This window comes from Labrenzia sp. 5N, assembly GCF_012395805.1.
Taxonomy (GTDB): Bacteria; Pseudomonadota; Alphaproteobacteria; order Rhizobiales; family Stappiaceae; genus Roseibium; species Roseibium algicola.
This window is the reverse complement of sequence record NZ_JAAZTM010000006.1, coordinates 40,410-66,743: the sequence shown is the minus strand read 5'-3', so window position 1 is coordinate 66,743 and position 26,334 is coordinate 40,410. Positions and strand designations below refer to the sequence as shown.

The following is a 26,334-nucleotide window of genomic DNA, read 5'->3' as shown; positions in this document are numbered from 1 at the left end:
CATGAGTATTCTTGTTGCTTTCCGAACTCGTCCTTTCAGCCCTGACTGATGTGATCCTTGCCTGCGAGCTGTTTTTTCTCGCCGGCCTGAGCCTGCGTCCGGGCATTCAGACCTTCTCACCTGCCTGGATCTGGAGCCTGACACTGGCATTGATCGGGCTTGCCTCGATGCTGGGTGCCATTGACCACGGGTTTTTCGAAACAATCGGTCACGAAGCGCACCGTCCGCTTGTGATCGCAACGCGCATCGTCATCGTTCTGGGCAGTCTCAGCATGATCGTCGCGGCCAGCTTTCAGTACCTTTCCTCGCCGCTGCGCCAGGGATTTGTGGCTGCCGGCGTGCTGGGCGCACTCTGGCCGGTCTTCATGATCCTGACTTCCGACGATTTTCTGTCCGTGATCCTCTATTATTCCATCGGCCTGATATTCCTGCTGGTGCTGAGCGTTGTCCGGTTCCGCCAGAACAAGGGAACGCTGCCGATGATCGCCGGCATTCTCCTCACGCTGGGTGTATCAGCGATGATCCCGATGCAGAGCCCGGGGTTCTGGGGTCTTGGCCTCTATGGAAGCTATCACGTCCTGCTGATGCCGATCGTCGTGCTTCTGTATTTCGGCGGCCGCTGGTTCAGGACCACGAGGTAGGGTAACCCCATGCGCACGGCTTCCATCCCCGTTGAAGAAAAGGTCCAGGAAACGGAAGATCTTGAAACGATCTTTCATCGGATGACGGAGTTCATGCCGCAGCGGGTCGCCGATGCGGTACGGGCGGCCTCGCGCAGGGTGCCGGTCGCGGCGCATCAGGACGTCATCGTTGAGGGTGAGACAAGCGACGGGCTCTACATCGTTCTCGAAGGCACCTTCGGCATTTACCGCAAGGGCGACGGCACGGCCTCGGACCACCGTGTTGCGGAAATTGGGCCGGGGCAACCTTTCGGCGAAATGGCGCTTCTTGACGGTGAACCACGCTCGGCAACCGTGCGTGCTGAAACAGCCGGTGCCGTGCTTGAAATCGAGCCGGAACGGATCCTCGAACTGGCCGATGGCGAAGCCAGACTTGCAGAATTCAAAGGGGCTCTGGCATCCTTCGTGACACGGCGCATGCGCGCCTCCACGCAGGAGCATGTCGCAGCCCTGCAGCGTGAACTGGACCTTCGGAACGAACAGCAGCAGTTCGGCAAGTTTTTCGTCTATTCGCTGATCATGATGTCCATCGGCACGCTGGTGAACAACGTGTTGGCGCGGACGATCGTCAACGTGGACGTCTACACCGAAGTCTTCGCCTGGCAGTATCTCGCCATCCTGATGGTGCCAAGCCTCTTTGTCATCCGGCACATGGGCATTTCGATTTCGGCGCTCGGACTGACAACCGTCGGCCTGAAGAAATCCCTGATCGAGGGCGCGATCATTTCGGTCGGGCTTTGTATCTTTGCCTGGGGACTGGCGGCAGTGCTCAAATATTTCGACGCGCTGCCCGGCAAGCCACTGCCCTTCAACCTGCTGGGAACACTGAGCTACTTTCTTCACAGTGCCTTGCAGGAAATCATCGCCAGGGGCTTTCTGCAGTCTTCCTTCCAGCGTTTCCTGGGAGACCAGGGCAAATGGCGGTCGGTCCTTCTCGCCTCGGTGCTGTTCGGAATGTTCCACCTTCATTTCGGCATTCCGGCCGTGCTGATGACAATCGGCACCGGATTTATCTTCGGCTGGATCTACATCAGGCATCAGAACATCGCCGGTGTGATCCTGATTCACTACATGATGGGTGTCGCGGCCTTCAATACAGGCTTGATCTGAGACGCAAGCCTAAGCTAGTGCTGCTTGCTCGACCCTATCGCTGAAGGTTGGAACGACATGATTGCCCGTGACTATTTCATACCGCGACCAGCCATCTACTATCGCGATTTCTGCTTTTATCTGGCGCTTTTTGTCGTCGGGTTTGCGTGGGGTCTGAACGCCTCCTGGCCGATGGTTATCCTGCCCTGGTTGCTGGCGACATTCGGCCTGCATCGCGCAGGACTTTTCTGCCACGAAATCGTACACATCAAGGACGAGAAGCTGCGCGGTTTCCGGGCACTCTACACCTGGACAGTGGCGCTCATCGTGATGGTTCCGCCGCTGCGGTTTCAACTGCCGCATCTGGCCCATCATCGGCTCGGCATTTTCGGAACGCCCGAGGATCCGCAATACCCGCTCGTGCGCGGCAATGCGTTTGCCATGGCCATGGTTCTGCTCGTGATCCCCTTTGTGGTGCCCTTTACCAACCTTCTGATGACGGTGACCGCCGCGCTCGGTGCGTTCCGGGTCGAAGCTGCGCTCGATCGCTGGGCGACGGAGAAACTCGGCTTTTCGCTCAGCTCCGCCCTGACACCGGAACAGCAGGCCGAAGTGACCCGGCACGCCCGGGTTACGCTCGCGCTCTTCATTGCGGCAATCATCTTCTTCCCCGCGGCGCTGCCTTTCTATTATGCCGTCCTGGTTCTGGGCTGGGCGCTTTTGACCGCGCGTATCCCGCTGGAACATGAACTGGAACGCCTGGCCGAAACCTCCGGACGGGAAGACCAGATGATCGACAGCTTCACGATTGAGTCTCCGCTGGCCCTGATCGTGCAGCCGGTTGGCTTCCGCTTTCATACGGCGCATCACATGTATCCCGGGGTGCCCTATCACAATCTGCCCGCGCTCCACGAGGAGCTGAAGCGCACCATTCCCGAGTACCGGGACAGCATCATTTCGCTCTGGACCGCGATCAGCGGACCCAAGCGCCGTCCTGCAAATTCTCTTCATTGATTTAGAAAGCCCGCCAATGAAAGACGTTATCCGCCAGCTCGCAGAAGCCATGTCTGCGGCCTCTCCCGATGCGCAGTTCGAGGTCCGCTACTGGGACGGAACCGGCTTCTCCATCGGGACCGAGCCAGAGTTCATTCTGCATTTCAAGAACGAGCGGGCTCTCTCCAGGGTGCTTTCGGACGCCTTCATGGGCTTTGGCGAGAGCTACATGCTGGGCGATATCGAGGTGGAAGGCGACATCAAGAAGCTCTTCTACCTGGGCTTTGCCATCGATTTTGCGGAACGGCCCATGTCGTTGATGCTGCGGATCAAACTGGCCTTTCATTTCCTGCGCGCACGCAACACCATTGCCCGCTCGCGCGAGAACATTTCCTTCAGCTACGACATCGGCAACGATTTTTACGAGATCCTGCTCGGAAAGGGCATGATCTACACCTGTGCCTATTTCACCTCGCCCGACAACACGCTGGATGAAGCACAGAACAACAAGCTGGAACTCGTATGCCGCAAGCTGTGCCTGAAGCCGGGTGAACATGTTGCCGATCTCGGTTGCGGCTGGGGCGGCTTCCTGATGTATGCCGCCGAAAACTACGGCATCACGGGCGTAGGCTTCACCATTTCGGCAGAACAGCGCGACTATGCAATTCAGAAGATCGCCGAGCGCGGCCTCTCCGACAAGATCGAGATCCGCCTGCAGGACGCTCGCGAAGCGGACGGCCTTTACGACAAGGTTGCCTCGATCGGCATGGTCGAACACATGGGCAATGCCCAGATCGCACCGGTCTTCGAACGGATCGCACACATTCTCAAGCCACAGGGCCTTGCCTTCGTCCACACGATCGGCAACGAAATCCCCCGGCCGATCGACCCCTGGATCGACAAATACATCTTCCCGGGAACGCAGGCATCGCCGCTGACGACCATGGTCGAGGCTGCCGGCAACAATGATCTCTACATGATCGACCTTGAGAATATCCGGCTGCACTATCCGCCGACGGTCAAATACTGGCTCGCCAATTTCGACGCCAATATCGACCGTATCCGCGAAATGTATGACGACACCTTCGTCAGAAGCTTCCGGCTGTATCTGGAAGTCGCAAGTTCCTCCTTCAGCTGGGGCGACAACCGGCTGTACCATCTGCTGATGACCAGGGGCCTGAAAAACGATGTCCCGATGACCCGGGAGCATCTGGTTCTGCCGAAGTCCGGCACTTCCCCGACCGGTACATCTTCAGAAGGTGGTGCATGACGGAACCCGTCCATGTGGCAGTGATCTATACGGACGCAGGCGGTGGCCACCGGGCCAGCGCCTTCGCCCTGAAAGCATGCCTCGAAGGGTCCGGCAGATACCGGGTCAGCCTGATAAATCCCTATACATCGCTGATCCCGCATCTCGACCTCTTCAGCCGCTTCGGATCACGCACAGGCGAGAATATCTACAACGAGGTCATCTTGCGTCAGGGACGTACCGGCCTCACCTGTTGGCTGTTTTATGCAGCCTTGCGCCTGAACTACGTTTTCTGTGAACCGCCGGCCATCAGCATTCTTTCCCGGCATTTCGAAGACATTCGCCCCGACATCGTGCTGTCGGTCATGCCGCTCGGCAACCGGGTGATGCTGGAGGCGCTGAAACGCTACCGCGCTGGCATAACGGAAGGCCCGTTGCCGGAAGGCGCCGTGATGATCACGGACTGGGCGGAACTGGCGAAAGGTGTCTGGTTTCCCAACCGGGCGGACTATCACGCAATTTGTGGCACGCAGGACGCCCTGCGGAATGCCGAAAAGCTGCCGAAGCTTGCCGGCAAGATCCATGCGATGGGCGGCTTGCTGATCCGGCCGGAATTCACCGACCCCACCCAACGCTCCAGCCGGGAAGCGCTGAATCTCGATCCTTCCAGACCTGTCGTGACCGTGCTCTATGGTGCCCAGGGCAGCATGCGCATGATCGAACTGGCAACCGCGATGCGCGACATTCCGCATAACGCCCAGGTGGTGTTTCTTTGCGGCCGGAACGAAGCGCTTGCCGATCAGCTGCGCGCCATGGACCTCCCGTTTCCGGTCCAGGTTCTCGGGTTTACCGACAGGGTCGCCCAGTATCTTTCCGCCAGCGATCTCTTCATCGGCAAGCCGGGTCCGGGCAGCACCAGCGAAGCCATGGCACTTGGCGTATCCATGCTGCTCGACAAGAGCCTGGCGCTGCCGCAGGAAGCTGCGGTCCTGCGCCACGTGACGAAGACGGGAGCCGGACTGGCCTTTTCGACGTCCTCCGATTTCAGCGAGAGCTTCAAGGCGGCCATGTCCGCCATCGAGCGCGGCCAAGCGCGGCAACCGGTTGCCGCCAACACATCGCCCGCCGACATTCTTGAGATCATGGACCGCATCGGCGCTTCCCGTGTTCCGGCAGCAGGCTCCTTGCAGCCGGCCGGTGAATTGCCGCACGCCCGGCACGTGTCCAGAGCCTGACCGATGCCTGAGGACGACCAGGGCCCCGTGACGGGCGGCAGCCGCCCTCAAGAGCGTGGCCTGAAGATCAGGGTCGTCTACAATCCCCGCACAGGCCGCAAGCGCGAGAAGCGTTTCAAGGCGGTATTGGCGCTGCTTGAGGCACGCGGTCACACGTGCGAAATCCTGATCACGACGAAGGCGGGCGATGCCGCCGGTTTCGTTCGGGAAACGACATCAGACAACGCCGATATCCTGGCAATCGCGGGCGGCGATGGCACGATCAACGATGCAATTCAGGGAGCCGGCCCGCAGACGCCGCCTCTGGGGCTCATACCGCTCGGCACGGCGAATGTGCTGGCGCATGAGCTCGGTATCGGCACGGATCCACACCGGATTGCGAACTGCCTTATGGAAGCGCGCATCCTTAAGATCCGGCCAGGCCAGGTCAACGGGCACCGCTTCATGATGATGGCCGGCATAGGGCTGGACGCGCAGGTGGTTTCGGATCTCAGCCGCGCCACCAAGACCCGCTTCGGCAAGGCCGCCTATCTGATCGAAGTTTTCCGGACACTGCGGCGATGGTCCTGCCCGCCGGTGGACGTCCGGCTGGACGGTGAGCCCGAAAAGGCAGCGACACTGATCGTCAGCCGTGGCAAACGGTATGGCGGGACATTTGTCCTCGCACCGAATTGCGACCTCGCCAACCCGTCTTTTTGCGCAACGATATTTCCTCCAGGCAGCGCTCTGTCTGTCTTCGGACGCTTTCTGCTGATACCGGCAGGCCTGCTCCTGCGGCTTGGTCTCGTTGCCCAACAGCCGGCCAGAACAGTCGAAATCCTGAGTCCCCTGGGCGACCCGATACAGGCCGACGGCGATATCGTCGCGCATGCCCCTGCGCAGATCTCGGTTTGTGAGCAGCCGATACGCCTGTGCGTCCCGATGTCCCGGCGATAATACGAGCCTGGAAGATCAATCTTCGCTTTCCAGCCCGGCAAGATGGACCAGCCGGCGGCATGCGCTCATCCAGTCGAAGTCTTCGCGCGCGGCAATGGGCGGCTCCGGCACAGTCGTCAACGCATACTCCAGCGCCTCGAGAGCCCCTTCCAGTTCGGTGTAGAAATGGGCGTTGGGATAGGCCTTGTAGGGAAGGTTGCCCGGACAGTCCGGCAGGATGACATGTCGGCCGGCAACCAGCGCATCGGCGGTTGCCGTGCACAGGATTTCGCTGCGCGAAGGGTTCACCATGACCCGGTATCGTCCGATATCGGACCAGAACCGCCGGTTCGGTCCGAAGAACCGTAAATCCGCACCTTCCTCTCGAGCGAAGGTGCGAAACTCTGCTTCATCACGCCCGCCGCCAATGACATCGATGGGCCTTTTGGCACGAGCCGCGATGCGGGCAAGGTCGTCCAGGCCTTTTTCCCATAAGAAAGCTCCGAGAAAATAGATCCCTTCGGTTTCCTGCGTAACGAGAGGCACCTGCGCGTAACCGGGCATGACACCGGTCACCCGTTCCACAGGCATCGTGACGCCCGGCAGGGTGAGGGCGGGCGACAGGCTGAGGGGCAGATCGATGCGCAGTCGCAGGGCGCGGCCGTGAAGAAAGGACACCAGCCGGGCGAGGCTGTTTGGAAACGGCAACCCGGACATGCGGATGTAGGTTTCATAATCCGTCATGCTGAGACCGATCGTCTTGTCCGCCCGGATGCCCCTGCGCCCGGTCGTTACCGGATACCAGCACAGATGCTCCGGCTCGCTCGCGATCAGGCACCGGGCCGGCGGCGCGGCGCGGTAGACGTCTTCCATCGGCACTATCGACCCCATGCCTGCCACAAACCTTGCCCGATAAGGCCGGCATTCCGGAAATTTGTAGGGACCGAATGCCTCAAGTTCCGTCCGGAGCCAGTCGACCTGCTCGTCAAAATCGACGAAACGGGTCTCGCCCCACAGCCGTTGCTGTGAAACCTCATCCAGCCAGGGAAGAACATAGACAACCCGATAGCCAAGCGTTGCCAACCCGCAGGCGTGCCACAGCGAGATGAAGGACGGTCCGGTCATCCACGGCAGGGCGGCACTCGTCAGAACCGCAAAGTCATGGATCTCTTGACCTTTGGTACGTTCGCCAGACAGGGGCACTTGTCTCCAGTTTCAACAGCCAGAACCACGGGCAACGATCGGCCAGCGCCCTGAAGCGAAGGTGGCGGCCGGCTGGCGCGAGACACCAGAACACATGATTCTCCGCCCGAGACAATCCACCATCGCAGGTCCGGAAAGCCAGACAGGCCAGAACGCTAACGCCCGTTTCGACCTGTATTTTCCACAAGACGCCTGACACGCCAAATGGTGAGGCCTTGTCACAAACGCGCGAATGAGGCCGTCTAAGACGAAAGTCACCCGCTCGTGACTTTCGGTTGAGTGCTCCATTGCATATTTTAGGGGCAATCGAACAAGGAATTGAGCCAAATGGTGGGATCGTTTTCCCGGAAGGCCGGCAAGGCCCTCCGCACCGCGCTTATTGTAACCGGCGGAATAGTTGCCCTGGCCGCGCCAATCAACGGCGCGCAGGCGCAACCCGAAAAAGTCATCGAACTGTTTACCAGCCAGGGCTGCTCCTCGTGCCCGCCGGCCGATCGGCTGGCGGAAAAGCTGGTGCAGGAAGATAACAACGTCCTGACCATGGTGATGCCCGTCGACTACTGGGATTATCTCGGCTGGAAGGACACGCTGGCAAGTCCCGTCAACTCGCAGCGTCAGCGAGCCTATGCCGCGCGGCGCGGCGACCGGTCGGTCTACACCCCGCAAATGGTGATCAACGGCGAGGAACACGTCGTCGGCAGCCGCGAAGGCGATGTAAGGGCCGCGCTGGCACGTACCGACCCCTTTACCGCGACAATCGACCTGAAGATTACCGACATGGTCGTCCAGGCAACGGTGAAAGGCTCCCTGCCCAAGGGCTTCAACATGGCGACCGTCTATTTCCTGCGCATGCAGGATGAAGCCCTCGTTGATATCGGCCGCGGCGAAAACGCGGGCCGCAAGGTGCGTTACGTCAACGTGGTGCGCAATCTGCAGCCGATGGGAATGTGGTCCGGCGGCCAGGAGACATTCCGCATGCCGAAGTCCAAACTGATGCTGAAAGGCGACGCCCGCTGCGCAGTTGTCGTGCAGCTTGAGAATCCCGACGGCCCCGGCCGGATCATCGGCGCGGCAACCATGAACAAGAGCGGCGGTCTGTGAACCGCCGCTGTGGTGTGGCCAAATATCAATTCCCTCTGAAAAACGAGCCCACCGGCCTCGAAGCCGGGTTGTAACCCCCGAGAAAACTGCTACCCCTTGCCCCGTTCGACCCGCCTCGGGATCGTAAACGCCCAAAGCAAGGGCAATTTGCGAAACGCAGTGGCCGGTCAGGTTCTCTGCTTTGCCGGCGTCTGGTGAAGCAAATCGGTCCTGGGGGAACGCATGAAGTTGAAGCGCAGGCTTCAGATAGCCTTTTTGAGCATCGTTTTCGGCGTGGTCGTTCTCGGTCTCAAGATCGGCGCCTACCTGTTGACCGGCTCCATAGCGCTTTATTCAGACGCGTTGGAAACGACGGTCAATATCGCGTCCGCTATCGCTACGCTTGCAGCCGTCTGGTTCGCCGCCAAACCCGCCGACAGCAACCACCCCTACGGCCACGACAAGGTTGAGTATTTCGCGGCGGTTCTCGTCGGTGTGATGATCGTGCTTGCCGCCCTGTCGATTTTCCGCGCGGCTTGGCTCGGCTTCATCAGTGGCGACAGTCCGGAATATTCGCCAGCCGGTATCGGCATGAACCTGCTTGCCGCCGTCATCAACGGCGCCTGGGCGCGGTACCTGATGAGATATGGCAAACACGCAAGATCACCTGCCCTTGTTGCGGACGGCAAGCATCTGATGACCGATGTGGTCAGCTCCGTCGGGGTTCTGGGCGGTGTTGTGCTGGTGATGCTCACCGGCTGGAAAGTCATGGATCCCGCGCTTGCGGTTCTTGTCGGCCTCACCGTTCTCTGGTCCGGCTGGGGCCTCGTCAAGGAATCCGTCGGCGGACTGATGGACGAAGCCGCCTCGCACGACACATTGGACAAGATCCGTGTTCTGATTTCCGAACATGGCGAAGGCGCCCTGGAGGCACACGACCTGCGCACTCGCATTGCCGGCAAATCCACCTTCATCGATTTTCACCTGGTGGTGCCGGGCGAAATGTCCGTCGACAAGGCACATGAGATCTGCGACCGGATCGAGATTGCCATTGTCGAAGATGTCCCCGGAGCCCGGATCACCATTCACGTCGAACCGGAACACAAGGCCAAGCATTCCGGCATTGTGGTGCTCTAGGCGGTGGCCCGAACCCTCTGGTCTTAAAAATAGTAGGGATAACCGCGCATGAGCGAGGCGTTGTTATACTCGAAGACACCGGAGGTCTGGTCGCCCAGCCCACCGCAAACTCGCTTGCCACCACCGATGGCGCGGCAGAGATGCCGAAGCAGGTGCCCGCCGGCGCGCCCCTCCGCGATCGAACAGGCATTGAGGGAAAGGACGCCGCCAGGGCGGATATATTGGCCCAGCGTTCTCCAAAAGTTCTCCATCCCGGAACTGTGCGACACCATCCCGACCGGACTGGCCGCCGTGAATCCGCCTACGCAGTCTGCATCCAGAAGGGTCACCTGACCGGGAACGCCGCTGTGAAAGACCAGCTCGACCACGCCGAAGCCACCCGATGGCGCGTTTTGAACCAGATGACCCAGAATTTCATCGGTCGAGGAATAGCTGTAACCGGAATGCGCGGCCATATATCCCCGCGTCAAAAAATCAAGCTCACCATTATAAAGGAGTATCCGTGTCATATCGCGCCCCCGGCACCAAATGTGAAACATGGCTTTCAGGATGAAGAAAGTCTCGTAATACCGCGAAATATTGCCTGAAGAACTGCTCCCTGTCACTCAAGGGACAGGATAGGGGTAAAAACAACTTCCAGAACGCCCCCTCCTAAAATAGCAGCACTTTTGGAACGCTACGTCATCGGACGAGGTCTTTTCCGGCCCGGCCAACCAGCCTGTCTCCCGCCGGCGGCACCTGCAGGCAGACCGAATTGCGTCTTGCCCTCGCCCGTCACAATCCATAATACTCTGCACCCGGCGATCCTCGCCGCCGTCTCACCGACGGGTCTGAACCGGGCATTTGCTCACTGCGGAACTGTCTTGGCGCCTGCCCCGGCAACGTCGAGATTTCCCCGCTCCGTCCCCGCAGCACGCCCCGGTTACTTCGGAACGATTTGAGGAACCAGTCTCATATGCCCAACTGGCGGCGCTGGCAGGCCCAGCTTCTTGATCATCTGATCCTGATCGGCGGCGCGCTTGTGATGACGCTGCCTGTCTATTCGATCTTCGCCGCAACCACCCATGAGGGCGGAAGGGTCCGGCCAAGGCTCGATCTGGGCAGTGGCACGCTGGAAAACTACGGACACTTTCTGCAGACCGGCGCGGGCTTTTCCGGTGACGTCACAGCATTGTCGATGATGTGGAATTCCTTCCTGCTGGGCGCTGGATTTGCGACCCTGAAGGTCGTTCTGTCCCTCATGACAGCCTATGCACTGATCTATTTTCGGGTTCGCTTTGCCAGCGCCATCTTCGCCGTGCTTCTGCTGACCCTGTTGCTGCCTCTGGAATCCCGGTTCCTGCCGACCTATGCCGTGACCGTCGAACTTGGCCTCGTCAACACGCGTGCGGGCCTCATCCTGCCGCTGGTCGCCTCCGGCCTTGGGACGCTGTTCTTCCGCCAGTTCCTGATGACGGTTCCGGATGCGCTGCTGGAATCGGCCAGGATCGACGGCGCTGGTCCGCTGAAGTTCTTCAAGGACATTCTGGTTCCCCTGTCGGCGCCGACGGCGGCCGCGCTGTTCCTGGTCCTCTTCGTCAACGGCTGGAACCAGTATCTGTGGCCGGTAATGGTCACCTCGGAGGAAAGCACCTACACCTTGGTGCGCGGCATGCAGTTTTTCGGCAATTCCAGCCTGCGCGGACTGATGCTGGCGGTACTCGCGTTCGTGCCTCCGGCCCTGCTTGTCATATTGTTTCAACGACAAGTCGTTAAAGGCCTGTTCGACGGCTCACACTAACGACATACGGCATTGAAACCGGCGGTCCCTGCCCCAATTTTCCCAGAACGACCCGAAAGGCACCTCATCCATGGCATTTGAAGCGATCCTGTTCGACTGTGACGGCGTTCTGGTGGATTCGGAAATCATCTATGTCGATGTCGAACGCGAACATCTGGCCCGGATCGGCCTGAAGTACGAGCTTCATGAGTATATGGACCGGTTCCAGGGCCTGGGCAGCACGGATTTCTGGGCGGCACTCGACGCGGATTACCAGACCCTTGGCAAGGGACCGCTGCCTGAAACATTCGGACCGGATCTGGACGCTGCCACCCAGTCGCGGATCGACCGCGAACTGGCGGAAATCAAGGGCATCAAACAGCTGCTGGCAGCCCATGACGGCCCACGTGCCGTCGCCTCCTCCTCCCGCCTGCACCGGCTGACCCACAAGCTTCAGCACACGGGGCTCTTCCCTTATTTCGAGCCGCATATCTATTCAGGCGAGCAGGTAACCAACGGCAAACCCGCGCCCGATCTGTTTTTGTTCGCGGCGGATAAGCTGGGTGTGGACCCGAAAGCCGCGCTTGTCGTGGAAGACAGTGTCAACGGCGTGAAGGCGGGCCTTGCCGCCGGCATGACGGTTTGGGGTTTTGTCGGCGGCGGTCATTGTCACGATGGCCACGCGGAACAGCTGCTTGGCGCCGGTGCACATCGGATCGTCGACAGCCACGACAACCTGGCCGCTCTGCTGATCAGTGAAAGCACAGCAGCCTGAGGCTGTTTTGAGTCGATCCAAAAATCTGACAGAACCCGAATACTTCTGAGAGATCCGCGCGCCGTTACCGGCGCGCGGCAGGCCATTCTAGCGTCCGAGATCGTGTTCCGGATTTGCGCTGATCTTGTGGATCGAAAGATCCGCTCCGCGGTGCTCGTCTTCCTGAGACAGCCTCAGACCCATCGTCGCTTTCAGGATACCGTAGACGGCTAGACCCGCCCCAAGGGCGTAGACCGCCCCCAGAACCGTACCGATAACCTGCGAAACGGGAGACACACCGCCAAGGCCGCCCAGGGCCTCGAGCCCGAAGAAACCAGCGGCGATACCACCCCACGCTCCGCAGATGCCATGCAGCGGCCAGACACCCAGAACGTCGTCGATTTTCAGCTTGTTCTGGCAGATCTCGAAACCGGTTACGAAGACGCCGCCGGCGACACCTCCGACAATCAGGCTGCCGATCGGGTGCATGACGTCCGAACCGGCACAGACGGCAACGAGACCGGCCAGCGCACCGTTGTGCACGAAGCCCGGATCATTCCGGCCGACGACCAGCGCCACAAGAATGCCGCCAACCATGGCCATCAACGAGTTGATCGCCACAAGACCGGAAATGCTCTCAAGAGAGGCAGCCGTCATCACGTTGAAACCGAACCAGCCGACACAAAGCATCCAGGATCCCATGGCGAGCCAGGGCAGCGATGAGGGCGGAATACCGATGGGACGGCCGTTGCGGTCGTAACGGCCCATGCGGGCACCCAGCAGCAGAACGGCGCCGAGCGCGATCCAGCCGCCGACCGCATGCACCACCACAGAGCCTGCAAAGTCATGGAACGGCGCGCCGAAGGTCACTTCCAGCCAGCCCTGGAACCCGAAATTGCCGTTCCAGACCAGACCTTCGAACAACGGATAGACGATACCGACCAGCGCAACGGTGGCCAGACATTGCGGCCAGAACTTCATGCGTTCCGCGATGCCGCCGGAGATGATCGCCGGAATTGCGGCGGCAAATGTTGTGAGGAAGAAGAACTTCACCAGGCTCAGGCCCTGAAGTTCGAAGCCTTCACCACCACCTGACAAGGTCGCCGCGTTCACCAGGAACGTGGTGCCGTAGGCAACCGCATATCCGACGAAGAAATACGCCACTGTCGACAGGGCAAAGTCGACAAGGATTTTTACCAGCGCGTTGACCTGGTTCTTTTGACGGACGGTGCCGACTTCCAGAAAAGCGAAGCCGCCGTGCATGGCGAAAACGAGAATAGCTCCCACAAGGACGAAAAAGACGTCCGCCCCGACCCCGGTTTCATTCATATTGACCCCCAGATAGGCAATTTGCCGTTTGTTTTTGCGTTTCGGAGCGCACAGCATTCAAACTGCATGCCAAGCGGGCAAAAGCTCAAAAAAGACCCGGAAGTCAGCCGATTTTTTAATCGAAACCTTTGGAGGCCCCACCAAAGGGAACGTGTGGATCGATTATTTTGTAATCATTCGCAATTTTTTTAGGCAAAAACAGAAACTCAGGGCAACCAACCAAAAAAGAGCCCGGGGTTGCCCCCGGGCTTTCCAAGTTTGCGGTCTGAGCCAATAGACCGCCTGGGAGATTTTTGTCGGTGCCGCCTTAGAGGCGGCCGGAGCCGGTTCCGAATTCCGGATAGGCTTCCACACCGATTTCGACCTTGTCGAGACCAAGGGCCTCTTCTTCCTCGGACACCCGGATACCCATGGTGGCCTTGAGGACGAACCAGATCACCGAGCTTACGACCAGGGTGAACGCACCGATGGAAACGATACCGATCAGCTGGGTGACGTAGGAAGCGTCGGAGTTGGACAGCGGTACGATGAGCGTGCCCCAGATACCTGCCAGCAGGTGAACCGGGATGGCGCCAACGACGTCGTCGATTTTCAGCTTGTCGAGCATCGGAACCGCGAAGACCACGATCACGCCACCGACACCGCCGACGAAGACGGAAACCCACACGCTCGGGGCAAGCGGTTCTGCGGTGATAGCAACCAGACCTGCCAGAGCGCCGTTCAGAGCCATGGTCACGTCGACCTTCTTGTAGAGGATCTGGGTGAGAACAACCGCGACGACGACACCGGCAGCAGCAGCCATGTTGGTGTTGGCGAAGATGCGGGAGATGTCGGAGACGTCACCGATGGAACCCATGGCGAGCTGGGACGCACCGTTGAAGCCGAACCAACCCAGCCACAGGATGAACGTGCCGAGGGTTGCGAGCGGCATGGAGGAACCCGGGAACGGGTGCACGGAGCCATCCGCACCATACTTGCCTTTACGGGCACCGAGGATAACCGCACCGGCCAGAGCAGCCCAGCCACCGACGGAGTGAACGAGAGTGGAACCGGCAAAGTCGGAGAACTCAGCGCCGCCGATAGCCTTCACGGCTTCGCCGTTGAGCCAGCCGCCGCCCCATTCCCAGGAACCGGTGATCGGGTAGATGATGCCCGTCAGGACAACGGTGAAAGCCAGGAAAGGCCACAGTTTGATGCGCTCGGCGAGCGTACCGGACACGATCGACGCAGTGGTTGCACAGAAGACCATCTGGAAGAACCAGTCGGACGCCGTGGAGTAACCGGTGTCGAGTGCGTCGCCGCCGACGGCGTCAAACGCGTAAGGACCGAAGGAACCCATGAAACCGCCGTCAACGCCGGTGTACATCAGGTTGTAGCCGGTGATCCAGAACATCAGGCCAGCGATGGCGTAGAGCGTAATGTTCTTCAGGCACTGCATCGAAACGTTCTTGGAGCGGACGAGACCAGCTTCAAGCATTGCGAAGCCGGCGGCCATCCACATGACCAGGAAACCACCGATGAGGAACAGCAGCGTATTGAAGATATAGGCAACCTCGGGAGAGACTGCGGCTGGAGCTGCAGCGGCAGCCTCGGTATCCTGCGCAAGCACCGGCAGAGCCGTAAGGCTCAGCAGAGCCAGCGCCGTCGCGCCCTTAGCGACTAGTTTTTTCATGATACGTTTCCTTACCTAAATCACAGAGCTTCGGCGTCGGTTTCGCCGGTACGGATGCGCACGACCTGATCGATCGAATGGACGAAGATCTTCCCATCCCCGATCTGGCCGGTCTTGGCAGCGCCGGAAATCACTTCGACGACCTTGTCGACGGAGGCGGCATCCACAGCGACTTCAATCTTCAGCTTCGGCAGGAAGCTGACGGCATACTCGGTGCCGCGATAGATTTCGGTGTGCCCCTTCTGGCGGCCATAGCCCTTCACTTCAGTCACCGTCAGCCCCTGGATGCCGATGCTGGTCAAGGCATCGCGCACTTCGTCGAGCTTGAACGGCTTGATGATGGCCATCACTATTTTCATTGCTCGTTCCATTCCCCTTCTTAGCGCCCCTTCCCGTCGAAGAAGCTCGGCCTACCACCCCGGAAACTGCGCCTGGTTCTGTCCCCCTCTGGAAGGATCTTCTCAGGTCTTCGGCTTCACCACGTGTCGTGGCCCCGGGCCGGTGTCGGCTCTTACTAATCAAGGACCGTGCCAACTTGGCTTTTTCGGTGAGTCTTTCGCGGAATCCCGCGGTTTTGCAGTGCAAAAAACGCCAGAGCCAACTTTGTGGCATAAATGGGATGGCGGCTTTTCAGGCAGTTTTTCTGCCTATTTTTTGCACATCGCATACTTTGAGGGTTAAAAATTGTGCACAAAAGACTGGCAATCGCTCCTCGCATAAAAATGCGGCACCTGAACCGGTCAACAAAGTTACGGCAGTGCAAATGGCCGTGCTTCGCCACTGCGGCGGCAGCCCGCCGCGAAAGCAGCTACCGTCTCAGTGCGGAGGCACAATCCGTATCTCAAGTTCCAGATGGAGGATTGGCGCTGCACGCCTGTTTTCCAACCCCCCAGAGAAAGGGCCGCCACATCGAATAAGTTCGAGCTTGTTCGGGATCCTGGAGTATACTTTTCAGACGCAACCCCGGCAGATGCAGCCATTAGTTGCTCTGTCTTTCAATGACCCCATCCCAACGGACCAACCGGCAGAGGCTGAAATGAGACACAGTGCCAAGCTAGCGGCCATCGCCCTTTCCTTCTTGCCGGGTCTTGCGAACGCGCAGGACGTGGCCGACACCATCTATTCCGGCGGCCCCATACTGACCATCAATGACAGCCAGCCCAAGGTCGAAGCCGTCGCGGTGAAAGACGGGCGAATACTTGCGGCAGGAACGTTGGCCGATATTTCGACCTTTAAGGGCGAAACGACGGAGGCGTTCGATTTGAACGGCCGGACGATGCTACCGGGGTTCGTAGATAGCCACGGACACGTGGTCATGGGCGGAATTCAGGCCCTTTCGGCGAACTTACTTGCGCCGCCGGACGGCAAAGTCACGGATATCGCCGGCTTGCAGGCAACGCTGAAAGCCTGGGCGGAAAAGAACGCTGCGACAGTCGACAAGGTGAAGATGATCATCGGCTTCGGCTACGACAACGCACAACTGGCCGAACTCCGCCATCCAACGCGTGAGGATCTCGACGCGGTCTCGACGGAAGTCCCGATCGTGATCGTGCATCAGTCAGGCCACCTCGGTGTTGCCAATTCCAAGGCGCTTGAACTCGCGGGGATCAGCGCCTCGACCGAAAATCCGGAAGGCGGTGTCATTCAGCGCACTTCAGATGGAACTCCCAATGGCGTTCTTGAAGAATATGCCTTTTTCAATGTGCTCATACCGCTGCTCGGAACTCTGGGGCCGGAAGGACTGTCTGCTTTCGCAGAAGCCGGAGCAGACCTCTGGATGCGCTACGGATATACGACCGCACAGGATGGCCGCTCTTCCGGGGCGGTGGTCGAAGCCTTGAAGGCGGTGGACGCGGACAAGGGCCTTCCGGTGGACGTTATCGCTTATCCCGACGTGCTCGAAGCGAAGGAATACATTGCCCAGCATGTTTCGCGCGACTACGAAGGCAAAGTGCGCGTGGGCGGATGCAAGCTGACAATCGATGGCTCGCCACAAGGCTTTACCGCCTTGCGAGACCGGCCTTACTACGATCCCGTCGGCGATTATCCTCCCGGTTATGCCGGTTATGCGTCGGTGACGATGGAAAAGGTTCAGGACGCCGTGAACTGGTGCTACGAAAACGGCATCCAGATCATCACGCATGCCAATGGCGAAGGCGCCTCCGACATGCTGATTGCCGCCATTGGCGCGGCCCAGAAAAAATATGGAGACCCCGGCAACCGGCCGGTGCTCATCCACGGCCAGTTTCTGCGTGAAGACCAGGTGGACAGCTACAAGCGGCTTGGCGTCTTCATGTCCCTGTTTCCCATGCACACCTTCTACTGGGGCGATTGGCACCGAGACCACACGGTTGGCCCGGTGAACGCGGACAATATTTCGCCAACTGGCTGGGTGCGCGAACGCGGCATGAAGTTCGGCTCCCATCACGATGCTCCCGTCGCCTTCCCGGACAGCATGCGTATTCTCTCAGCGACGGTCACACGGCGCACCCGCTCGGGCGACATCCTTGGCCCGAGCCAGCGGGTAGACGTCATGACCGCCTTGAAGGCCATGACAATCTGGCCCGCGTGGCAACAATTCGAGGAAAACGACAAGGGGTCGATCGAAGTCGGCAAGTTGGCCGATTTCGTTCTGCTGTCCGAAGACCCGACGGCGATCGATCCGGAGAAGCTGGCCGGGATAAAGATCGAAGGGACAGTGAAAGGCGGCAATCTAGTCTATGACGCACAGAAAGACAGCCGTCGGGGCGACCTCTCCCCGCAATTTCCGGTCTTCGGCAATCCGGAAGCAGCGCATCATCTGATGCATGCAATGTATGACGGCTTGAGCGGCGCTTCCAATCAGTAAGCAGACCGCATGCTGCGTCGGGACGGCCTCCGAAGGCCGTCCTGAAGACAGGGCAACTCGGTCAATGCCTCAACCGCAGAAGCAGCTCCCGGGCAGATCCTCAGGCTGAGAAGCCGCCGCTTTCCAGATAGGCGATTTCTTCCGGTGTCGATTGCCGGCCGAGAACGGCATTGCGATGCGGAAAGCGGCCGAAGCGGCGGATGACGTCGAGGTGGATCAGCGCGTAGTGATAGAGTTCCGTGTCACCAAGGACGCGGCACAGATCAACAGACCTTTCCTGATGCGCCATGTCTTCTGCGTGCTCGAACGGCAGGTAGAAAAAGCCGCGCGCCTCCTTGGGAAACGCCCTGTCAAAACCACGATCAAGCGCTTTTTCGGCGACCTCTACGGCCTTCGGGTCGGCCCGGAAAGCCTTGGGGCTGCCGCGGAAGACATTGCGCGGGAACTGGTCAAGCAGGATCAGGAGCGCGAGCGCACCATCGGCCGTATCCGCCCAGCCATCGAGCTTGCCCTCAGCCGCGTCCTCGATAGCGGCCAGGAACCTGTCCCGGCACAGCTTGTCGAACTTGTCGTCCTTTGCGAACCATTTCGCCGGCCCGGCGTTCCACCAGAAATCAAGAACGTTGAGGGAGGTGATCGGCTGATCTGTCATGGCGGCAATTTCCGGAGATGAAGGAGTGGAACGGGTGCGATCCGTTCCTGCCAGCTTCACTTGCCCGCTGTCAACGCGCCGCAGGCCAATGTCTGCCAGTTGACCTGGTGTTGCCGTGTCTGGGCATCCAGAAAGCCACTGTCCTTCAGGGCGGTCATTTCCTGCCTGAACGCCTCGACCAGCGCGGGATCCGTTCCCTGGCTGAACACGGCCCACAGCGGGTTGGCAAGTGCTTCGACAAAGACCACCGGCTGCAGCAGGCCGCCGTCATATCCCTGCTTGCAGGCGCTGGCCTCTGCCAGGAACCCGGTCAGCGGCAGGACATCGATCCGCTCCAGATAGAGCATCTCGATACCTTGGTGAAAATCGGTGATCGGCACCAGGTTCCCGGTTTTCTCGAACCCGAGCTGCTTGAGGTGGGACAGAAGATTGGAGCCGTCCTGAACACCGATCCGCACCTTCTGATCACGCAGGTCCTCAACCGTGTCGGCTTCGATCTTCGGTCTGGTCGAGAGCTGGTAGAAATTCTGCCCATAGGGCGAGACTTCGCCCAGCCAGATGAATTTATCTTCTCGCTCCGGCGTTCGCGATAGCGAGAAAAAAAGCACTTTCGGCATGGTTTCGGCCAGGAGCATTGCCCGCTTCCAAGGCAGGAATTCGTAAGCGCCGATCTTCAGCGGGATTGTTTCCCCGACCCGCCTGGCAACTTCGAGCATATAGGCCGTGACATAACCGTCCGGCTTGCCCGCGTTGTCCCATTGCAGCGGTGCGAAACTCTGGGTGACGATCTGGATTTCGGCGGGGTCTGCCTTTGCCGGGCCGGCAACAAGCGAAAGGGCCGCGGCCGCAAGCATGATTGCGCTCCGGAGTCCTGCTTTCATTCCTGCACCATGCAATCGTCCCGCACCTTTGAAAAAGCCGTTTCTCGCAGTTAAACCCTGCCGGCGGATTGCGGGTGCGCTTTTGCGACAGCCGTCAATCCGGAACCGGACCCACCTGGCCTCAAGTCTGGGACGGTTTTCATCCCTGTACCCCGATGACACCGGCAAATCAGGCTAGTTTTGACTTCCTAATCTTGTATGAATGGCCAACAAAGGGAAGAAATTTCGACCCGCCACCGACGCCCCTGAAACGGAGACTTTGTTGACGACCGGAACGACACTCGATCTGAAGGGCCTGAAATGCCCGCTGCCCGTGCTCAAGACCCGCAAGGCCCTCACCCGGTTATCCAGCGGCGAGCAACTGACCGTTTTGACCACCGACCCGATGGCGGAAATCGACATTCCCCATTTCTGCAACGAGCAGGGCCATACCCTGCTGGAAGCAGAGCGCATAGAGGGCGGCCACCGTTTCGTGCTGACCAAGGGCGGCTAGATCAACAAACGATCAGCACCCGGCTTGAAGCGTCACTGCATCTTGCCGGCAATCTTGTCGATATCCGCCGCAAGCTGGAGGTCCAGTTTGCTGAGACCGCCAACGTCATGGGTCGACAGGGTGATATCGACACTGCGATAGACATTGAACCATTCGGGATGGTGGTTCATCTTTTCCGCCACCAGCGCGATCTGGGTCATGAAGGCAAAGGCTTCGCGGAAATTGTGAAACTTGAAGGATTTCGATATCGCCTCCCGGTCTTCGCACATGTGCCAGCCCGGCAGATCGTTCAATCCGGCGGCGCGGTCTTCCGGCTTCAGTCGTTCAACCATCTGGTCCTCCTGTTTTGCGTAACGGCCCGGCTCGAAAACGAGCCGTCTGCCTGCCGTGCACCTAATCCAGTTCTGTGTCAGCCCAATGGCGGGCTGCCAGCATCCGCTTGGCGCCTGTTTCAAGGATAACCCGCTTGCCCCACGCCGTCCTCTTCGTTTGCCTTGGCAACATCTGCCGGTCGCCACTTGCGGAAGGCGTCTTCCGGGACATCCTGCAGGAGGCAGGACTGGTAGATAGTTTCGTGGTCGATAGCGCGGGAACCGGTGCCTGGCACATCGGCAATCCACCGGACCCACGCTCCATCGAGATAGCCGCGCGGCATGAGGTCGATATCTCCGCCCAACGGGCACGGCAGGTGCGGGCAGATGATTTCCGCCGCTTCGACACCATCGTCGCCATGGACAGGGACAATCTCGCGGCCCTCAAGCGCATGGGCGGAGCGAGCAGCCCCCGGCTACGATTGCTTTTGAACAGACCGCCGCAGGATGTTCCCGATCCCTATTACGGCGGCCCGGACGGCTTTGAACAGGTGTACCAGCTCGTGCGCACTGGTGGTCAACGTCTCTTTCAGGACCTGATGACGAGCGCCTGACAAAGCCAGGCACGCTGCTTGACCACACGACAAGCCGGGGATTGCCGGGCACGGGTTCATAAATCCGTCTCAGACACCGGTGTATGGGTGTCTGATCTGCACGACTTCCTTGGCACCAAAATGAAAATTCTGTGGTGGTCTCTTGCGGCTGCGCTGATCCTGGCCGGGCTGGTAACGGTCTGGCTGCCGATCCCGACCGGCGTCCCCCTGCTTGCGCTCGGCATGATTGTCATTGTCGGCACGAACCGGAGCGCGGCACGCATGCTGCGCAGCCGAAGACGCAAGACGCCGCCGCTCAATGATGCCATTACCTGGGTGGAAGACCGCTCGCCCTTGCGCTTTGCCCGCATCCTGAAACGCACAAGACCACGCAAGAAGTAGAGTGTTCGTCAGCGTTCGGCAAAAACGCGACCGATGCCGCGAAGTGCCCGTCGGCCCCGAACCGCCAGCCGCTGCAACACCCGCTGCAAGCGCCGCCCCTTCACGGTGAACCACTCGTCAAGCTGGCGATCGCTCACCAGCGGTGGGGTCTTGCGATAAAGCAGATGGTGGATCGCCAGGATCAGGAGCAGCGTCACGCCCCAGGACAACAGCGTATCGGACAGGAAGTGCCCGCCGAAAGCCACCCGGTTGGCTGACAGGATCAGGCCGAGCGGGATCAGAAAGACGAGTGCGCCCTTGCGCCAGGTTGCGGGCACCAGCAAGGTAACTGCCGCCAACAGCCACATGGCAGCCGACCCTTCCCCGGACACAAACGAACAGTTGCTGTCGCAATAGTTCGAGATTTTCCAGACCGGCTGGTACGGCAGATCCCCACCGAAGATCTCGACATTGCGGGGCCGCGGGCGGCCCCAGTTGTCTTTCAGGATCAGGTTGACCAGAACCCCCGGTCCAAGGATCAGCGTCGACAGCAGGAACACCGGCTGACGCAGTGGCATCAGCGGCTGACGGCCCGGCACCAGCAGCTTGATGAGCAGAACCGCCACGCAGACGATGGCGATCACCCGGACAAGAAACGGTCCAAGGTGCCGGACATCGCGCAAGAACGCGACGTTCTCGGCCTTGAAGCCCTCATCGCCAAAATGGAAAAGCCCGCTCGCCCAGAGATCGACGCCGGGAAAGGCCAGAAAGAACAGGGACACAAGGCAGATATAGAGCCCAACGCACACCATCGAATGGTTAATGCACCAGATGGATAGTTTGCTCAGTCCGGTCTTGGGATTATGCTGCTGGGGCTGGGTTTGCGTCATGGCTGCTCTTTAACGCATCCAATTGCCCGATCCAATCCCTTCCTGAAACCGGCCGGTTCAGATTTTGCGGAGATGCGGAATGTGAAAAACAGTCAGCCGCCTGCGGCCCCTACCGGCACGAATATAGTGTCATTGCGGCAGGACCGGAAACCGGTGGTGGAATTCTGGTACGAGTTTGCATCCACCTACAGCTATCTCTCGGCCATGCGGATCGAAACGCTTGCAAGCGACTATGGCGTTGAGATCGCCTGGCGGCCATTTTTGCTCGGTCCGATCTTCAAGAAGCAGGGCTGGCCAACCTCTCCCTTCAACCTTTATCCCGCCAAGGGCCACTACATGTGGCGCGACATGGAAAGGCTTTGCAGACAATACGGCCTGCCGTTCACCTTGCCATCTCCCTTTCCCCAGGACGCGCTGCTGGCCGCCAGGATCGCACACGCAGCACAGAACCAGCCCTGGATAGGGGCCTTTACCCGTGCGGTCTTCATCGCTGAATTCGGACAGGGGCTGAACATCGCCGACGAAAGCCTGATGGCCGAACTGTTGCTGGAAATCGGCGCTCCGGCCCGGACGGCCCTGTCGACCGCCCACAGCCGGGAAAACAAGATAAGTCTGCGCGCAGCCGTTACCGAAGCCGAGAAACTCGGCATCTTCGGCGCACCGAGTTTCGTCATTCCAGGTGGAGACCTCTACTGGGGTGACGACCGGCTGGAACAGGCCCTCGAGGCAGCCGGAAACCTGGTTGGAACAGACGCCTGAAGACCGCATCGCATTCATCCGATATCCCAACACAAAACCCGGCTTGCGGGACCCGAGATCGAAGGCTATATACGAAACATATACGTTTCATATAACCAGCCATTTCGGGAGCCAGTCATGGGCATCGTCAAGATCGACGAGGGTCTGCACGAGGAAATCCGCCGGGCCAGCACCGTCATGTGCCGCTCCATCAATGCGCAGGCCGAATTCTGGATGAAGATCGGCATGCTGGCCGAAGCCAACCCGACCCTGTCCTTCAGCGACATCATCAAGATGCAGCTCGAATCAGCGCAGGCTCCCTCGGCAGATGCGGCGGTTGCCTGACATGGTCAAGACCCCCGAAGAACTGGAACTTATGCGCAACTCGGGCAGGTTGCTCGCCTCCGTCTTCGAGATGCTCGATGGTGTTGACCTTGCCGGAATGTCGACACTCGCTGTCAACGACATGGTGGAGCGTTTCATAACCGAGGACCTTGCCGCCCGTCCGGCCAGCAAGGGGCAATACGGCTTTGAATTTGTGCTGAATTGCTCAATCAACCAGGTCGTCTGCCACGGCATTCCGGACCGGAACGAAATCATCCGCGACGGCGACATCATCAATCTGGATATCACGCTCGAAAAGGACGGCTTCATTGCCGATTCCAGCAAGACCTATGTCGTCGGAAACGCCAGTGCGGCCGCAAGGCGGCTGGTGCGCGTTGCCCAGAAAGCGATGTGGAAAGGGATCGAGCAGGTAAGGCCGGGCGCCTATCTGGGCGATATCGGCCATGCAATCGAAAAACACGCCAAGAAGAACGGTTACTCGGTGGTGCGCGACTATTGCGGGCACGGCATCGGCCGTGAAATGCACGAGGAGCCCAACGTGCTGAATTTCGGACGGCGCGGAACGGGCATGAGATTGCGCGAAGGTATGGTCTTCACCGTCGAGCCGATGATCAACCAGGGCACCAGCCGGGTTTCAACCGAAGAGGACGGCTGGAAGGTTGTGACCAAAGACGGCAAGCTGTCAGCGCAGTTCGAACACACGGTCGCCGTTACCGCCGATGGTGTCGAGGTTCTGACCCTGCGCCGAGATGAAACAGCCCTGACAGGATAGAGGCCGTAAGGTGTGGCCCTCAGCCCGCTTTGCGTCCGCTCGCCAGTTTCATCGCCTCGAAAAGGGCGGCAGGTGACAGGGGTTTTGTCAGGATTTCCCGGAACCCCGCATCCCGCAAACGCGTGTCGCCAACAGACTCCAGAGCCGCCGTCACAGCTATCAGCGGCAGGTCCGGGCGCAGGGAGCCGAGTGCCTCGGCCGTTTCGACACCGCTCATGCCGGGCATGTGCAGATCGAGCAACGCGGCATCGAAGTCGCTCTTTTGAACGAGACCGACAGCCTGCTCGCCCGATCTGGCGGCCTCCGACGAAATGCCGAAGGATTCCAGCAGCGCTGCCAGCAGACGGCAATTGGTCTCGTTGTCATCGACAATAAGCACATGCGCCGACAAAGGCCCGGTGACAGACACATCTTCGGACGTTGTCGACGTTCCATGCTGGTCTGCCTCGGCCTGCAACAGGCCGTCATCGCCCTCGCCGAGCGGAATTTCCACGTTGAACCGGCTGCCGCCGGTCTCGGAACGCGCCAGTGTCAGCCGGCCATTCATGTCCCGGACGAACTGCGCCGTCCCCCACAGACCAAGACCCGTTCCAGGCGCGGTTTCCCGGCCGTGCCGGCCTCGGACGAAGGGCCGAAACAGCCGTGCGCCTTCTTCAGGCTCGATGCCGGGGCCGCTGTCTGCAACGGAAATCAGGATGGAGGACGGATCGCCCTGACCGGATGCATCCTCCGATTTGTGGCCGGCTGCGCGAACATCAACCGTGACCCCGCCCTCAGCAGTGTATTTGACAGCATTGTCCAGCAATGTCGTGATCACCCGGCGCAGTGTCCCGCCACTCGATGTAACCGCCTTGCGGGCCTCGTCGTCTATTTTCAGCGTCAAGGTCAGGTTTTTTGCTTCGGCCGCGACCTGGAAAAGGTCGGCAATTTCCGAAACGACATCGGCGATCCGACTGGGTCTTGTTTCCGCTTGCGATCCCGGTTCGGCAGCCGTGACAAGCTCGCCCGTCATCTGCGTAAGTGCATCGATGGAGCGAATGAGGATCGACAGTTGATCCTTCTGTGTACCGTTCAGCGGACCGGTGCCGATCAGCTCCGCCGTCAGGCGCATGGCGGCAAGCGGCGTTCTGAGATCGTGGGCCAGAAGCGCAAGTTTGACGCTGTCCTCGTCATGATTTGCCATGCGGCCGGAGATCCTTCGCCTGAATGGGTCTCAACCGGGCTTGCCAGACACGCGCCAAAAAGCCAAGTTGGTCGAAATTCTGCTTACCTTGCCGTGTGGCCGCTGTCCATCCAGACCGGCATCCACCTGCACCCAGTCCCAAATCAACCGGAAACAGCCTTTGGGTTGCCGCATAGATGCTTGCTCAAACACTTACGATCGTCGCCCCGGTTTTCCTGCTGATCGGCATTGGCTACTGCCTCGCCAAAACCCGCATTCTGAACCAGAGCATCAGCGAAGCACTCGGGCAGTTCGTCTATATCGTGGCGATCCCGGTGCTGATCTTCCGATCGCTGATCGGCGCTGACCTGAGCGCGGGTGTTCCGCTGGCGCTCTGGGCAACCTACTTCATCGGCGTCGGCTTTGCCTGGCTGCTCGGATCGCTGATCATTCGCAAGGGTTTCGGCCGCGATGCCCGGGCAAGCGCGATCGGCGGGATATCCGCCGCCTTCGCCAACACGATTCTGGTCGGACTGCCGCTGGTCGCCTCGGTATACGGCGACGAAGGCCTGGCCCCGCTGCTGCTGATCATCTCGATCCACCTGGCCACGATGACAGTGCTGATGGCAGTGATGATGGAGCGGGCAGCTGCGATCGACAACGGCACGGCCTCCCCTCCCATTTCCCAACTGTTGATGGGAGCCGGAAAAAGCCTGGTGAAGAACCCCCTCGTCGTCACCATCGTCGCCGCCTTTGTCTGGCGGCAGACAGGCCTGGAGCTGCCGGAGATCGGTCTCGACGTAATCAGCCGCATCGCCGCCACGGCACTGCCTCTGTCACTGCTGTCACTGGGCATGAGCCTCGTGCAATACGGCATGCGCGGCAATATCGTACCCGGACTGATCCTCAGCATCATCAAGATGCTGCTGATGCCGATCGTCGTTTTTAGTTTCGGGGCTTTCGTGTTCCACTTGCCGCCTCTGTGGACAGCCGTTGCGACCTTGACGGCCAGCTGCCCGACGGGTGTCAACGCCTATATTTTCGCCAACCGATACGGCACTGGCCATTCCATGTCAGCAAATGCGATTACCATGACCACGCTCTGCGCCATCGTTACTGCCAGCTTGTGGATCTGGTTCCTGGACCATTGGTTCGGCATGAGCCTGCGCTAAT

The 26,334-nt window shown here is 59.8% G+C and carries 28 protein-coding genes; 18 read left to right on the top strand and 10 right to left on the bottom strand.

Going from position 1 to position 26,334, the window contains the following annotated elements; genetic code table 11:
• Positions 1 to 11 precede the first annotated feature (11 nt).
• From HEP89_RS09555 to HEP89_RS09530, 6 genes are read left to right on the top strand one after another with little or no spacing between them, the layout of a single operon-like run.
• A complete protein-coding gene (locus HEP89_RS09555; protein ID WP_168691897.1) occupies positions 12 to 641 on the top strand; it encodes a hypothetical protein in 630 nt (209 codons plus the stop codon).
• Between the two features lie 9 nt (positions 642 to 650).
• Positions 651 to 1,790: a cyclic nucleotide-binding domain-containing protein gene (locus tag HEP89_RS09550; RefSeq protein ID WP_077291497.1), complete on the top strand. Its 1,140-nt coding sequence runs from the start codon at positions 651 to 653 to the stop codon at positions 1,788 to 1,790.
• A 57-nt stretch (positions 1,791 to 1,847) separates the two neighbouring features.
• Positions 1,848 to 2,783 carry a fatty acid desaturase gene (locus tag HEP89_RS09545; protein ID WP_168691896.1) on the top strand — a complete coding sequence of 312 codons (936 nt, stop codon included), beginning with the start codon at positions 1,848 to 1,850 and terminating at the stop codon, positions 2,781 to 2,783.
• A gap of 16 nt (positions 2,784 to 2,799) precedes the next feature.
• Positions 2,800 to 4,032, top strand: a complete 1,233-nt coding sequence (locus HEP89_RS09540) for a cyclopropane-fatty-acyl-phospholipid synthase family protein (RefSeq protein ID WP_168691895.1) — start codon at positions 2,800 to 2,802, stop codon at positions 4,030 to 4,032.
• Positions 4,029 to 5,246, top strand: coding sequence for a glycosyltransferase (locus tag HEP89_RS09535; protein ID WP_168691894.1), 1,218 nt, complete (start codon positions 4,029 to 4,031; stop codon positions 5,244 to 5,246). The genes HEP89_RS09540 and HEP89_RS09535 overlap by 4 nt, the downstream gene beginning before the upstream one ends.
• Positions 5,247 to 5,249: 3 nt before the next feature.
• A complete protein-coding gene (locus HEP89_RS09530; protein ID WP_168691893.1) occupies positions 5,250 to 6,182 on the top strand; it encodes a diacylglycerol kinase family protein in 933 nt (310 codons plus the stop codon).
• A 15-nt stretch (positions 6,183 to 6,197) separates the two neighbouring features.
• On the opposite strand, the gene HEP89_RS09525 is transcribed toward HEP89_RS09530, so the two are convergent.
• Positions 6,198 to 7,364 (bottom strand): hypothetical protein, encoded by a 1,167-nt coding sequence (locus HEP89_RS09525; RefSeq protein WP_197923186.1) that lies wholly within the window; start codon positions 7,362 to 7,364, stop codon positions 6,198 to 6,200.
• 327 nt (positions 7,365 to 7,691) lie between these two features.
• Here HEP89_RS09525 and HEP89_RS09520 point away from each other — a divergent pair, with 327 nt between their 5' ends.
• Together HEP89_RS09520 and HEP89_RS09515 are read left to right on the top strand one after the other, a co-directional pair.
• Positions 7,692 to 8,465: a DUF1223 domain-containing protein gene (locus HEP89_RS09520; protein WP_023002731.1), complete on the top strand. Its 774-nt coding sequence runs from the start codon at positions 7,692 to 7,694 to the stop codon at positions 8,463 to 8,465.
• Positions 8,466 to 8,687: 222 nt separating this feature from the next.
• On the top strand, positions 8,688 to 9,581 hold the full coding sequence (locus HEP89_RS09515; RefSeq protein WP_023002730.1) for a cation diffusion facilitator family transporter: 894 nt from the start codon (positions 8,688 to 8,690) through the stop codon (positions 9,579 to 9,581).
• 23 nt (positions 9,582 to 9,604) lie between these two features.
• Here the strand turns inward: HEP89_RS09515 and HEP89_RS09510 are convergent, their stop codons facing one another.
• Positions 9,605 to 10,090 (bottom strand): hypothetical protein, encoded by a 486-nt coding sequence (locus HEP89_RS09510; protein ID WP_023002729.1) that lies wholly within the window; start codon positions 10,088 to 10,090, stop codon positions 9,605 to 9,607.
• 446 nt (positions 10,091 to 10,536) lie between these two features.
• Here HEP89_RS09510 and HEP89_RS09505 point away from each other — a divergent pair, with 446 nt between their 5' ends.
• The gene (locus HEP89_RS09505) at positions 10,537 to 11,361 is read left to right on the top strand and encodes an ABC transporter permease subunit (RefSeq protein ID WP_168691892.1); all 825 of its coding nucleotides are present in this window, start codon (positions 10,537 to 10,539) and stop codon (positions 11,359 to 11,361) included.
• A gap of 70 nt (positions 11,362 to 11,431) precedes the next feature.
• Positions 11,432 to 12,115 (top strand): HAD family hydrolase, encoded by a 684-nt coding sequence (locus HEP89_RS09500; RefSeq protein WP_168691891.1) that lies wholly within the window; start codon positions 11,432 to 11,434, stop codon positions 12,113 to 12,115.
• A gap of 87 nt (positions 12,116 to 12,202) precedes the next feature.
• On the opposite strand, the gene HEP89_RS09495 is transcribed toward HEP89_RS09500, so the two are convergent.
• The 3 genes from HEP89_RS09495 to HEP89_RS09485 form a co-directional block, all read right to left on the bottom strand.
• Positions 12,203 to 13,423, bottom strand: coding sequence for an ammonium transporter (locus HEP89_RS09495; protein ID WP_168691890.1), 1,221 nt, complete (start codon positions 13,421 to 13,423; stop codon positions 12,203 to 12,205).
• A gap of 307 nt (positions 13,424 to 13,730) precedes the next feature.
• Complete coding sequence (locus tag HEP89_RS09490) at positions 13,731 to 15,095, bottom strand: ammonium transporter (protein ID WP_055659930.1); 1,365 nt, start codon at positions 15,093 to 15,095, stop codon at positions 13,731 to 13,733.
• 20 nt (positions 15,096 to 15,115) lie between these two features.
• On the bottom strand, positions 15,116 to 15,454 hold the full coding sequence (locus tag HEP89_RS09485) for a P-II family nitrogen regulator (protein WP_006938248.1): 339 nt from the start codon (positions 15,452 to 15,454) through the stop codon (positions 15,116 to 15,118).
• Between the two features lie 677 nt (positions 15,455 to 16,131).
• On the opposite strand from HEP89_RS09485, the gene HEP89_RS09480 reads away from it, so the two are divergent.
• Positions 16,132 to 17,943: an amidohydrolase family protein gene (locus HEP89_RS09480; RefSeq protein WP_168691889.1), complete on the top strand. Its 1,812-nt coding sequence runs from the start codon at positions 16,132 to 16,134 to the stop codon at positions 17,941 to 17,943.
• 100 nt (positions 17,944 to 18,043) lie between these two features.
• On the opposite strand, the gene HEP89_RS09475 is transcribed toward HEP89_RS09480, so the two are convergent.
• Positions 18,044 to 18,595: a DUF924 family protein gene (locus HEP89_RS09475; RefSeq protein WP_168691888.1), complete on the bottom strand. Its 552-nt coding sequence runs from the start codon at positions 18,593 to 18,595 to the stop codon at positions 18,044 to 18,046.
• A 56-nt stretch (positions 18,596 to 18,651) separates the two neighbouring features.
• A complete protein-coding gene (locus HEP89_RS09470; protein ID WP_168691887.1) occupies positions 18,652 to 19,449 on the bottom strand; it encodes an ABC transporter substrate-binding protein in 798 nt (265 codons plus the stop codon).
• 286 nt (positions 19,450 to 19,735) lie between these two features.
• Here HEP89_RS09470 and HEP89_RS09465 point away from each other — a divergent pair, with 286 nt between their 5' ends.
• Positions 19,736 to 19,969, top strand: a complete 234-nt coding sequence (locus HEP89_RS09465) for a sulfurtransferase TusA family protein (protein ID WP_055660494.1) — start codon at positions 19,736 to 19,738, stop codon at positions 19,967 to 19,969.
• Between the two features lie 32 nt (positions 19,970 to 20,001).
• Here HEP89_RS09465 and HEP89_RS09460 read toward each other — a convergent pair whose 3' ends face one another.
• On the bottom strand, positions 20,002 to 20,301 hold the full coding sequence (locus HEP89_RS09460; RefSeq protein WP_023002719.1) for a 4a-hydroxytetrahydrobiopterin dehydratase: 300 nt from the start codon (positions 20,299 to 20,301) through the stop codon (positions 20,002 to 20,004).
• A 125-nt stretch (positions 20,302 to 20,426) separates the two neighbouring features.
• Between HEP89_RS09460 and HEP89_RS09455 the strand changes: the two genes are divergently transcribed.
• Both HEP89_RS09455 and HEP89_RS09450 read left to right on the top strand, forming a co-directional pair.
• Positions 20,427 to 20,894: a low molecular weight protein-tyrosine-phosphatase gene (locus tag HEP89_RS09455; protein ID WP_209014586.1), complete on the top strand. Its 468-nt coding sequence runs from the start codon at positions 20,427 to 20,429 to the stop codon at positions 20,892 to 20,894.
• Positions 20,895 to 21,014: 120 nt separating this feature from the next.
• Positions 21,015 to 21,275: a hypothetical protein gene (locus tag HEP89_RS09450; RefSeq protein WP_023002717.1), complete on the top strand. Its 261-nt coding sequence runs from the start codon at positions 21,015 to 21,017 to the stop codon at positions 21,273 to 21,275.
• Between the two features lie 8 nt (positions 21,276 to 21,283).
• Here HEP89_RS09450 and HEP89_RS09445 read toward each other — a convergent pair whose 3' ends face one another.
• Positions 21,284 to 22,144, bottom strand: a complete 861-nt coding sequence (locus tag HEP89_RS09445) for a phosphatase PAP2 family protein (RefSeq protein WP_209014574.1) — start codon at positions 22,142 to 22,144, stop codon at positions 21,284 to 21,286.
• A 156-nt stretch (positions 22,145 to 22,300) separates the two neighbouring features.
• Here HEP89_RS09445 and HEP89_RS09440 point away from each other — a divergent pair, with 156 nt between their 5' ends.
• The 3 genes from HEP89_RS09440 to map all read left to right on the top strand — a co-directional run bounded on the left by HEP89_RS09440 (position 22,301) and on the right by map (position 23,999).
• A complete protein-coding gene (locus HEP89_RS09440) occupies positions 22,301 to 22,903 on the top strand; it encodes a 2-hydroxychromene-2-carboxylate isomerase (RefSeq protein WP_286201041.1) in 603 nt (200 codons plus the stop codon).
• 117 nt (positions 22,904 to 23,020) lie between these two features.
• Positions 23,021 to 23,227 (top strand): ParD-like family protein, encoded by a 207-nt coding sequence (locus HEP89_RS09435; RefSeq protein ID WP_168691884.1) that lies wholly within the window; start codon positions 23,021 to 23,023, stop codon positions 23,225 to 23,227.
• 1 nt (position 23,228) lies between these two features.
• The gene (map, locus tag HEP89_RS09430; RefSeq protein ID WP_168691883.1) at positions 23,229 to 23,999 is read left to right on the top strand and encodes a type I methionyl aminopeptidase; all 771 of its coding nucleotides are present in this window, start codon (positions 23,229 to 23,231) and stop codon (positions 23,997 to 23,999) included.
• Between the two features lie 19 nt (positions 24,000 to 24,018).
• On the opposite strand, the gene HEP89_RS09425 is transcribed toward map, so the two are convergent.
• The gene (locus tag HEP89_RS09425) at positions 24,019 to 25,182 is read right to left on the bottom strand and encodes a hybrid sensor histidine kinase/response regulator (protein ID WP_168691882.1); all 1,164 of its coding nucleotides are present in this window, start codon (positions 25,180 to 25,182) and stop codon (positions 24,019 to 24,021) included.
• A gap of 176 nt (positions 25,183 to 25,358) precedes the next feature.
• Here HEP89_RS09425 and HEP89_RS09420 point away from each other — a divergent pair, with 176 nt between their 5' ends.
• On the top strand, positions 25,359 to 26,333 hold the full coding sequence (locus tag HEP89_RS09420) for an AEC family transporter (RefSeq protein ID WP_055659947.1): 975 nt from the start codon (positions 25,359 to 25,361) through the stop codon (positions 26,331 to 26,333).
• The last annotated feature ends 1 nt before the right edge of the window (position 26,334 follow it).

Bases quoted from the DNA above. Each gene is read 5' to 3' on its own strand.
- HEP89_RS09550 (WP_077291497.1), top strand. From the start codon at position 651: ATGCGCACGGCTTCCATCCCCGTTGAAGAAAAGGTCCAGGAAACGGAA.
- HEP89_RS09545 (WP_168691896.1), top strand. From the start codon at position 1,848: ATGATTGCCCGTGACTATTTCATACCGCGACCAGCCATCTACTATCGC.
- HEP89_RS09540 (WP_168691895.1), top strand. From the start codon at position 2,800: ATGAAAGACGTTATCCGCCAGCTCGCAGAAGCCATGTCTGCGGCCTCT.
- HEP89_RS09535 (WP_168691894.1), top strand. From the start codon at position 4,029: ATGACGGAACCCGTCCATGTGGCAGTGATCTATACGGACGCAGGCGGT.
- HEP89_RS09530 (WP_168691893.1), top strand. From the start codon at position 5,250: ATGCCTGAGGACGACCAGGGCCCCGTGACGGGCGGCAGCCGCCCTCAA.
- HEP89_RS09520 (WP_023002731.1), top strand. From the start codon at position 7,692: ATGGTGGGATCGTTTTCCCGGAAGGCCGGCAAGGCCCTCCGCACCGCG.
- HEP89_RS09515 (WP_023002730.1), top strand. From the start codon at position 8,688: ATGAAGTTGAAGCGCAGGCTTCAGATAGCCTTTTTGAGCATCGTTTTC.
- HEP89_RS09510 (WP_023002729.1), bottom strand. From the start codon at position 10,090: ATGACACGGATACTCCTTTATAATGGTGAGCTTGATTTTTTGACGCGG.
- HEP89_RS09505 (WP_168691892.1), top strand. From the start codon at position 10,537: ATGCCCAACTGGCGGCGCTGGCAGGCCCAGCTTCTTGATCATCTGATC.
- HEP89_RS09500 (WP_168691891.1), top strand. From the start codon at position 11,432: ATGGCATTTGAAGCGATCCTGTTCGACTGTGACGGCGTTCTGGTGGAT.
- HEP89_RS09495 (WP_168691890.1), bottom strand. From the start codon at position 13,423: ATGAATGAAACCGGGGTCGGGGCGGACGTCTTTTTCGTCCTTGTGGGA.
- HEP89_RS09490 (WP_055659930.1), bottom strand. From the start codon at position 15,095: ATGAAAAAACTAGTCGCTAAGGGCGCGACGGCGCTGGCTCTGCTGAGC.
- HEP89_RS09485 (WP_006938248.1), bottom strand. From the start codon at position 15,454: ATGAAAATAGTGATGGCCATCATCAAGCCGTTCAAGCTCGACGAAGTG.
- HEP89_RS09480 (WP_168691889.1), top strand. From the start codon at position 16,132: ATGAGACACAGTGCCAAGCTAGCGGCCATCGCCCTTTCCTTCTTGCCG.
- HEP89_RS09475 (WP_168691888.1), bottom strand. From the start codon at position 18,595: ATGACAGATCAGCCGATCACCTCCCTCAACGTTCTTGATTTCTGGTGG.
- HEP89_RS09470 (WP_168691887.1), bottom strand. From the start codon at position 19,449: ATGCTTGCGGCCGCGGCCCTTTCGCTTGTTGCCGGCCCGGCAAAGGCA.
- HEP89_RS09460 (WP_023002719.1), bottom strand. From the start codon at position 20,301: ATGGTTGAACGACTGAAGCCGGAAGACCGCGCCGCCGGATTGAACGAT.
- HEP89_RS09450 (WP_023002717.1), top strand. From the start codon at position 21,015: ATGAAAATTCTGTGGTGGTCTCTTGCGGCTGCGCTGATCCTGGCCGGG.
- HEP89_RS09445 (WP_209014574.1), bottom strand. From the start codon at position 22,144: ATGACGCAAACCCAGCCCCAGCAGCATAATCCCAAGACCGGACTGAGC.
- HEP89_RS09435 (WP_168691884.1), top strand. From the start codon at position 23,021: ATGGGCATCGTCAAGATCGACGAGGGTCTGCACGAGGAAATCCGCCGG.
- map (WP_168691883.1), top strand. From the start codon at position 23,229: ATGGTCAAGACCCCCGAAGAACTGGAACTTATGCGCAACTCGGGCAGG.
- HEP89_RS09425 (WP_168691882.1), bottom strand. From the start codon at position 25,182: ATGGCAAATCATGACGAGGACAGCGTCAAACTTGCGCTTCTGGCCCAC.
- HEP89_RS09420 (WP_055659947.1), top strand. From the start codon at position 25,359: ATGCTTGCTCAAACACTTACGATCGTCGCCCCGGTTTTCCTGCTGATC.